A 7,834-nucleotide genomic window follows, 5' to 3' on the forward strand; every position below is an offset into this window, starting at 1 on the left:
TCGTCCTTGTCGAACGTGGTGACCTTGAGCGCGGTCAGCCACTTCGTCGCCGACACGTATCCGGAGAGGCCGGGAACCACCATGCGCACCGGGAATCCGTGCTCGAGCGGCAGCGGCTCGCCGTTCATGCCCACCGCGAGGATCGCGTCGAGGTTGTCGTCGGTCAGCGCCGACAGCGGGGTGCTGGCGGTGTAGCCGTCGACGCTCTTCGACAGCACCATGTCGGCACCGGACTTCACGCCGGCCTTCTTCAGCACGTCGCGCAGCGGCACACCGAGCCACTTGGCGTTGCCGACGAGTTCGCCGCCGACCTGGTTCGAGACGCAGGTCAGCGTGATCACGTACTCATCGAGACCCATGTCGAGGATGTCCTGGAAGCTCATCTCCACCCGCTGATCGACCATGCCGTCGATCACGAGTCGCCACGTGCTCGGGTCGATGGTCGGCACGGTCAGGGCGGTGTCGACGCGGTAGAAGTCCTTGTTCGGGGTGAACAGCTTGCTGAGCCCCGGGATGTCGAGTTCGGCGCCGTTCGGCACCGGCACGGTCGACTTCGGCGACGGGAGCTTGAGGGCGTCGCGGATCGACGCGACAGAGGCGACGGTCATGCTGACGGTGCGCGAGGCGATGCCCACCACGACGGCCGAGACACTGGCGATTCCCGCGAGGATGAAGAACTGGCGGCGTCCCATGGCCTTCGGGGACTTCTCGGCATCCGAGTTCCCATCCGAGCCCGAGGTCTCAGGATGCTCCGCGTCGATGCTCTCGCCCTTGCGGTCGACCATCGCAGCGGGAACGGCCGAGACCTTCCACGTCTTCAGGCGGCGGATGAGCAGCCACAGGATGACGGATCCGGCGATCGTGCCGAGAACCGGGGGCAGGAAGGCCAGCGGGGTGACACCCGCCCTGGTCACGATCGCCGCGGTGGAGAGCGCGCCAGCGACCACCAGGGCGATCACGCCGAGCGGGGGACGGAGCAGCTGAAGGATTCCGGCGATCGCCGATGCGATCACCACCGCGAGACCGAGGCCTGCCAGCAGCGCGATCTTGTCGTACTCGCCGAAAGTGGCGATCGCGAACTCCTTGAAGGGCTGCGGCACGATGTCGATCACGAAACCGCCGACCGCGAGGATGGGGCTCGCCGACCGCGCGAAGATCAGCGCGAACAGCTCGGCGGCAGCGAGGAAGACCGCTCCGCTGATCACACCCGAGAGTGCGCCCCAGAGGATGAATCTCTTGCCCTTGCTGCGCTGTGGGTCTTTGCTGCGCTGTGCCATGATCTGCTCCTTCGCACCGCCGACGGTGTGGTCAGCGGTTGTTCGGAGCCGACGCGCGAACGGATGGTCGCCTCGCGGGCGGGAGGTCGCTCAGAGACGGCGCGCGGTGATCGTGTCTCGGTCCTGCGTCTCGCGCAGCGTGCGAAGGCATCGCGAGCAGAGGATCTCGACGCGTCGCGGGTGGTTCTCTCCGCAGACACAGTCGACCGAGACCCGCCATTTTGCTTTGCGTCCGCAGGCGGCGTAGGCCTCGTCGTCGCCGTGGTCGCACTCGCAGAGCTGTCGTCCGCGGTCGAGACCGGGCACCTCGACGAGGGTTCGCTCGAGGTCCGAGACCGGGGGCTGCTGCGTCTTCACCACCTGCCGATGTTCCCAGGCTCGCGCTGCCGCGCGCAACACCGCCGCTCCCGCGTGCGCCGTGCCCGCCGTGCGCCACTCCGGATGAACAGCCGACAACGACGGCGGGAAGCGCGGGTCAGACCTGCACGACGTGGGGAGGCGGCGGCGGCGCGAGTTCGCGCTGCGGCACACCGTGGGCCTCGCGGTGCAGGCGCTCCATACGGCTGTCGAGCTCGGCGGCCGCCTCGGCCGCGTCGGTCAGACTCTCGACGAGGTGCGACGGCACCTGGTTCGAGAACTTGTAGTAGATCTTGTGCTCGAGGCTGGCCCAGAAATCCATCGCGATCGTGCGGAACTGCACCTCGACCGGCACCGAGAGGGCACCCGTCGACAGGAACACCGGCACCTCGATGATCGCGTGCAGACTCTTGTACCCGTTGTCCTTCGGCGTCGCGATGTAGTCCTTCACGGTGCGCACGGTCACGTCGTCCTGCGCGGTGAGCAGATCGAACAGGCGATAGACGTCGGCGACGAAGCTGCAGGTGACGCGCACTCCGGCGATGTCGGTGATCTCGGTGCGGATGCGCTCGAAGTCGGGTTCGGCGATGCCCTTGCGTGCGATCTTCTCGACGATGCTGTCGGGAGTCTTCAGCCGGCTCTTGACGTGCTCGATCGGGTTGTAGGCATGGTGGTGGGTGAACTCGTCACGAAGGATCGAGATCTTCGTCTCGACCTCCCGCATCCCGAACTCGTATTCGCGCAGGAAGCGCTGGAACTCATCGCGGAGCTCCCGAGTCTGCTGGATGGCGTCGTCGGTGACCTGAAGGGACGTCATGTCTTCGACGTTACGCGTTCGTGATCGGAACGGGCTGTGCATCGTCGATGGAATCCAGAACCTTGACGATGTCGGATCCCAGGTCTAGAACGGAGCACATGACCAGTGCAGGAGAGAAGTGGACGACAGCGTACGTCGAAGCGTGGAAGTCGAACGATCCGCAGCAGATCGCCGCACTCTTCAGCGAAGACGCGATCTACCTCACCAGCCCCGATGCTGAGCCGCGTGTCGGCAGAGCGGACATCGTCGCCGGGTGGCTCGAAGACCTCGACGAACCGGACACATGGTCGTTCGACTGGTGGATAGTGCGGGAGGACGCGGAGTTCGTCGTGATCGAAGGGCGCACGAAGTATCCGGCAGAACGCGACTATGTGAACCTCTGGATCGTCCGACTGGATGCGGAGGGGCGAGCGACCTCCTTCACGGAGTGGTACATGCCCCGGCCTCACGAAGCGTGAAGCCGGGTCTGGCGGCCGCCGTAGGGATTCCGTTAGGGACACCCGAGCACCCGTAGGGATTCCGTGAGGAACCCGTGAGGAAGCCGTTCGCAGGCGTAGTGTCGCCCGACGTGTCAGATGAAACCAGGGACAACCTCGACGCTCCTCCTCGCGTGAAGCGCATCCTCATCGGCGACCCGCTGACGAGCGCACAGGTCGATGATCAGCTGCTCCCCAAGAAGATGGCGCTGCCGATCTTCGCGTCGGATGCACTGAGCTCGGTCGCCTACGCGCCGCAGGAGCTCGTGATGATCCTGCTGATCGGCGGGCTCACGTTCCTGTCGTTCACCCCGCTCGTCGCGATCGCCGTCGTGGTGCTGCTGATCGTGGTGGTGCTCAGCTACCGCCAGCTCATCAGGGCCTACCCGTCGGGCGGCGGCGACTACGAGGTCGCCTCGAAGAACCTCGGCGAGATACCGGGCGTCATCGTCGCGGCAGCCCTGCTGGTCGACTACGTCCTGACGGTCGCGGTCTCGGTGGCATCCGGTGTCGACAACATCATCTCGGCCGTGCCGGGGCTCGATCCGCTGCGGGTCGAGCTCGCCGTCGGCTTCGTGATCCTCATCATCATCGTGAACCTGCGGGGCGTGCGCGAGGCGTCGCTCGTCTTCGCGATCCCGACCTACGTGTTCATCGCCTCGGTCGGTTTCATGATCGTGACCGGACTCATCCGCACATTCCTCGGCGATGCGCCGGTGGCCTCCAGCGCCGAGTTCGCGGTGCACTCCGAAGACCTCGGCCAGGCCGCCGTGATCCTGCTGATCCTCCGGGCGTTCTCGAGCGGATGCTCGGCCCTCACCGGCGTCGAGGCCGTATCGAACGGCGTACCGGCGTTCCGCACTCCGAAGGTGCGCAACGCCCAGTCGACGCTCGTGCTGATGGGATCGATCGCCGCGTGCCTGTTCGCCGGACTCACCGCCCTCGCGTTGATCACCGGCGTGCACTACGCCGAGAACCCGTGCGACCTGATCGGCTTCGACTGCTCGAACCCGCAGCCGAGCCTCATGGCGCAGATCGCCTCGGCGACGTTCGGTGGCGGCAGCATCCTGTTCTTCATCGTGCAGGCGGCGACGGCCTGCGTGCTGCTGCTCGCGGCCAACACCGCGTTCAACGGATTCCCCCTGCTCGGCTCGGTCCTCGCGCGCGACGGCTACGCCCCGAAGTCGCTGAACACCCGTGGCGACCGCCTGGTGTTCTCGAACGGCATGATCGTGCTCGGCATCGCCGCGATCGTCGTGCTCGTGGTGTTCCAGGCGAAGCTGACCACGCTGATCCAGCTGTACATCATCGGCGTCTTCGTGTCGTTCTCGCTGGGGCAGATCGGCATGGTGCGGCACTGGCGGCGCGTGCTCCGTGGTCCGGCGGAGAAGACGCCGGGGTCGGGGATCGACGGCGCCTCGGCATCCGACCGCCGCTCGGCGAAGATGGGCCTGGTCATCAACTCGGTGGGCGCCGCGATGACGGTGGCCGTGCTGCTGATCGTCACGATCACCAAATTCACGCATGGCGCGTATCTGGTGTTCTTCGCGATCCCGGTGCTCGCGTTCCTGATGATGGGCGTCAAGCGCTACTACCGTGACGTCGAGCATGAGATCGCGATCGACGACACCACGAAGTTCGGCGCGACGGGCGACCTCGCGATCGTTCTCGTCAATCGCCTGCAGAAGCCCGTCATCAAAGCCATCGACTATGCGATCGCCGCCAAGCACGGCAAGACCCTGGCGGTGCACGTCGCCGTGGCATCCGATGATGCCGCCACCCTGCAGAAGGAATGGGCCGACCATCTCGTGCCGATCCCGCTGGTGATCGTCGAGTCGCCGTATCGCTCGTTCGCGCAGCCGGTGACGCAGTTCATCAAGCAGTACCGCGAGAAGCACGGATCTTCGGTGGTGACCGTCTACCTGCCGCAGTACATCGTGGGTCACTGGTGGGAGACCTTCCTGCACAACCGTCGTTCGCGCCGCCTGGCCAACCAGCTGATGCTCGTGCACGGTGTGTCGATCACTCTCGTGCCGTGGCTGCTCGACTCGTCGGAGCTGATCTACGGGCGGCGCTCGCGTCCGCTGCCCGGCCAGGAGCGCGCAGGTCGCCCGGTCGTCGTGAACGGTCGCCGCGCGCACCGACCCGAGGGTCCGCCCGAGAGCTGACCCCGCTCCCGGTGCCCGAGCGCCGTCTCGCTCTCCGGTCGCAGTTCGTGCCGTTCCCGAGCGCCGTCTCGGTTCCCGGTCGCAGTTCGTGCCGCTCACGAGCGATCTCGGCGGCACGAAGTGCGACCCGAGCGGGCAGCAGACGGATGCTGGCCGCTCAGCCGCTCCGTAGGCTGGGGCGATGAGCGAAATGCCGCACGCCGACGTCTGGCCCGTCCGCACCGAGCGGCTGCAGATCCGGCCGATGACCGCGCCTGACGTCGACGTGATGTGGGAGTGGCGCCGTCTGCCCGACGTGAACCGCTGGCTGGGGCTCGCGCCCGACACGATCGAGGCGTTCCGCGAGCGCTACCTCGACCCCGAGCGCCTCGCCTCGATGTTCATCGTCGAGCTTCTGCCGGCAGATGGCACCGCAGCCTCGACCCCGATCGGCGACGTCATGGTCAAGGTCGGCGACGCGTGGGCGCAGCTCGAGGTCGCCGATCAGGCGAAGGGCGTCGAGGCGGAGCTCGGCTGGGTGCTCGATCCCGGCTACACCGGACGCGGCTACGCGACCGAGGCGATCCGAGGCGTGATCGACGTCTGCTTCGGCCCTCTGGGGCTACGCCGGGTGCACGCCGGGTGCTTCGCCGACAACGAGCCGTCGTGGCGCCTGATGGAGCGGCTCGGGATGCGCCGCGAGGAGTTCAGCCGCAAGACCGCGCTGCACCGCTCGGGCGAGTGGCTCGACGGCATGAACTACGGCATCCTCGCGGAGGAGTGGGCGGTCAGCTGACCGCTCCTGCGTCTGCGCTCAGCCCGAGACGAGCGCGAGCACCAGCGTCGCGACGAGCACCGTCGGCACCGCCACGATCGCACCCCAGAGCATCAGGCTGCCCCAGCGGATCTCGACGCCGAGCGACACCACGCGATGATGCCAGAGCAGCGTGGCGAGCGACGCCCACGGGGTGATCAGCGGGCCGAGGTTCACCCCGATCAGCAGCGCCATGAGCGCGACCGGGTCACCGGCGGCGGGTTCGAGGATCAGGTAGGCCGGCAGGTTGTTCACGCCGTTCGCGGCGAGCGCGCCCGCAGCCGAGAGCCGCAGCAGCTCTGCCGGCGCGTGTCCGCTCGTGGCCAGCACCGACAGGAAGTCGAGGAGGCCGTCGGCGTGCGCGGTCTCGACCACGACGAACAGCGCGGCCGCGAGCCCGATCGCCTGCCACGGCACGAGAGAGAGCCGCAGCACGTGCCGGCGTCGGATGCCGAAGAGCACGATGAGAGCCAGCGCGGCGACGGTCGCAGGTATCCAGACGTCGTGGGTCAGCGCGAGCAGCGGCATCAACAGCAGGAGCACACCGGCGGCGCCCCAGAAGAGCACGCGGTCGGACGGCTCTCCCCCGGACGGCACCCGATACCCGCCGAAGAGGGTGCGCCGGTGGCGAAGAGTCAGCACCAGCACGGGCACGAGCACGCCCACCAGCGTCGGCGCCCAGCTCAGCGCGAGAAACGAGAGCGGGTCATCGCCGATCGCTCGCGCGGCCAGCAGATTGGTGAGGTTCGAGACGGGCAGCGCGAGGGACGCCGTGTTCGCGAGCCACACGGTGACGAGCGCGAAGGGCAGCGGCGGGATGCCGACACTCTGCGCCAGTACGACGACGACAGGTGTCACGATCACCGCGGTGGTGTCGAGCGAGAGGAAGACGGTGCTGATCACCGCCAGCACCACGACCGACGCCCAGAGCAGGATGACCCGACCCTGGCCCCATCGGGCGAGGCGCTGCGCGATCACGTCGAACACCGCCGCATCCCGGGCCAGCTCCGCGACGACGGTGATCGCGACGACGAAGCCCAGGACCGGTGCGATGCGGGCGCCGAGCGCCTCGGCATCCGCAGTCGGCAGGAGCCCCGTGACGACGCAGAGCAGCGCGACGGCGACGAGCGCCAGGACGATGATCGTCCCCGCTCCCCCTCGCCGTCGCGTCGCACTCACTCGCTGAGTGTAGATCCACGCGGTGCGTGACGCTCAGTCCTCATCCCAGGGCAGCTTCACCACCGGAAGGATGTAGATGCGCCCCATCACGGCGCTCGGATGCTTCGCCATGAAGCTCGCGGCCTCGTCGATCGACTCGGCGGTGAGGATGTCGTAGCCCGCGAACCACTCCTTGAACTCGGGGAACGGCCCGTCGGTGACGAGCACCTTGCCGTCGCGCACCGCGACCGACNNATCCGCCCAGTCTTCGAGCAGGCGCTGGTCCTCTCCCTGCGGCATCGTGCCGCCGGTGGGATCGGTCATGTGGATCACGAGGTACTTGTTGCTCATCTGCTCTCTCCGTTCGTCGAGGTCCCGGGCGTTCCGGGGGTGGGTGGCGTCGCGATCTCGTCGCGGCGCCGGGTCAGGTGGATGATCTCGGCGGCGTTGTCGGCCAGCGCGATCGCGTGCTCGTACGCATCGCGGGCCTCTGCCTCGCGACCCGCGGATCGCAGCAGTTCGGCGCGCGTCACGTGGAACCCGTGGAAGTCGTCCAGTGCGTCGCGAAGCTGCTCTACGAGCGGCAGCGCCCGCTCGGGTGAGTCCCGCTCCGCGAGCGCGACCGCCTTGCCGAGGACGACGACCGGGCTGGGGTCGATCCGCTCGAGCTGCTCGTAGAGTGCGACGATGCGCGCCCAGTCGGTGTCGGCGGCATCGTTCGCCCGCACATGCACCGCGTTTATCTCGGCCAGCAGCCGATGGCCACCGGGCGTCGCAGGCAGCGGCCC

The 7,834-nt window shown here is 67.7% G+C and carries 8 protein-coding genes and 1 pseudogene; 3 read left to right on the plus strand and 6 right to left on the minus strand.

Annotation, left to right across the window (positions count from 1 at the left end):
- From J7E68_RS14105 to J7E68_RS14115, 3 genes are all read right to left on the minus strand, one after another.
- Positions 1–1,277 (minus strand): molybdopterin-dependent oxidoreductase (locus J7E68_RS14105; RefSeq protein WP_215173577.1); only part of this gene is annotated, 1,277 nt, incomplete at its 3' end.
- Between the two features lie 90 nt (positions 1,278–1,367).
- Positions 1,368–1,637 carry a hypothetical protein gene (locus tag J7E68_RS14110; protein WP_215173579.1) on the minus strand — a complete coding sequence of 90 codons (270 nt, stop codon included), beginning with the start codon at positions 1,635–1,637 and terminating at the stop codon, positions 1,368–1,370.
- 115 nt (positions 1,638–1,752) lie between these two features.
- Complete coding sequence (locus tag J7E68_RS14115; protein ID WP_215173581.1) at positions 1,753–2,451, minus strand: GTP pyrophosphokinase family protein; 699 nt, start codon at positions 2,449–2,451, stop codon at positions 1,753–1,755.
- A 98-nt stretch (positions 2,452–2,549) separates the two neighbouring features.
- On the opposite strand from J7E68_RS14115, the gene J7E68_RS14120 reads away from it, so the two are divergent.
- The 3 genes from J7E68_RS14120 to J7E68_RS14130 all read left to right on the plus strand — a co-directional run bounded on the left by J7E68_RS14120 (position 2,550) and on the right by J7E68_RS14130 (position 5,870).
- Positions 2,550–2,909, plus strand: a complete 360-nt coding sequence (locus J7E68_RS14120; protein WP_215173583.1) for a nuclear transport factor 2 family protein — start codon at positions 2,550–2,552, stop codon at positions 2,907–2,909.
- A 98-nt stretch (positions 2,910–3,007) separates the two neighbouring features.
- Complete coding sequence (locus tag J7E68_RS14125; protein WP_215173589.1) at positions 3,008–5,095, plus strand: APC family permease; 2,088 nt, start codon at positions 3,008–3,010, stop codon at positions 5,093–5,095.
- 181 nt (positions 5,096–5,276) lie between these two features.
- Positions 5,277–5,870, plus strand: coding sequence for a GNAT family N-acetyltransferase (locus J7E68_RS14130; RefSeq protein WP_251048997.1), 594 nt, complete (start codon positions 5,277–5,279; stop codon positions 5,868–5,870).
- 18 nt (positions 5,871–5,888) lie between these two features.
- Here J7E68_RS14130 and J7E68_RS14135 read toward each other — a convergent pair whose 3' ends face one another.
- The 3 genes and pseudogenes from J7E68_RS14135 to J7E68_RS14145 form a co-directional block, all read right to left on the minus strand.
- Positions 5,889–7,067 (minus strand): SLC13 family permease, encoded by a 1,179-nt coding sequence (locus J7E68_RS14135; protein WP_215173585.1) that lies wholly within the window; start codon positions 7,065–7,067, stop codon positions 5,889–5,891.
- Positions 7,068–7,100: 33 nt separating this feature from the next.
- Positions 7,101–7,397 (minus strand): YciI family protein, encoded by a 297-nt coding sequence (locus J7E68_RS14140; protein ID WP_215173587.1) that lies wholly within the window; start codon positions 7,395–7,397, stop codon positions 7,101–7,103.
- A pseudogene (locus J7E68_RS14145) lies at positions 7,394–7,834 on the minus strand (hypothetical protein); the annotation flags it as partial. The gene J7E68_RS14140 and the pseudogene J7E68_RS14145, both read right to left, overlap by 4 nt.

The sequence above is a fragment of the Microbacterium sp. ISL-103 genome (genome assembly GCF_018613995.1).
Taxonomy (GTDB): Bacteria; Actinomycetota; Actinomycetes; order Actinomycetales; family Microbacteriaceae; genus Microbacterium.

Excerpts from the sequence above, each read along its gene's own strand:
- J7E68_RS14115 (WP_215173581.1), bottom strand. The coding sequence starts at position 2,451 with ATGACGTCCCTTCAGGTCACCGACGACGCCATCCAGCAGACTCGGGAG.
- J7E68_RS14120 (WP_215173583.1), top strand. The coding sequence starts at position 2,550 with ATGACCAGTGCAGGAGAGAAGTGGACGACAGCGTACGTCGAAGCGTGG.
- J7E68_RS14130 (WP_251048997.1), top strand. The coding sequence starts at position 5,277 with ATGAGCGAAATGCCGCACGCCGACGTCTGGCCCGTCCGCACCGAGCGG.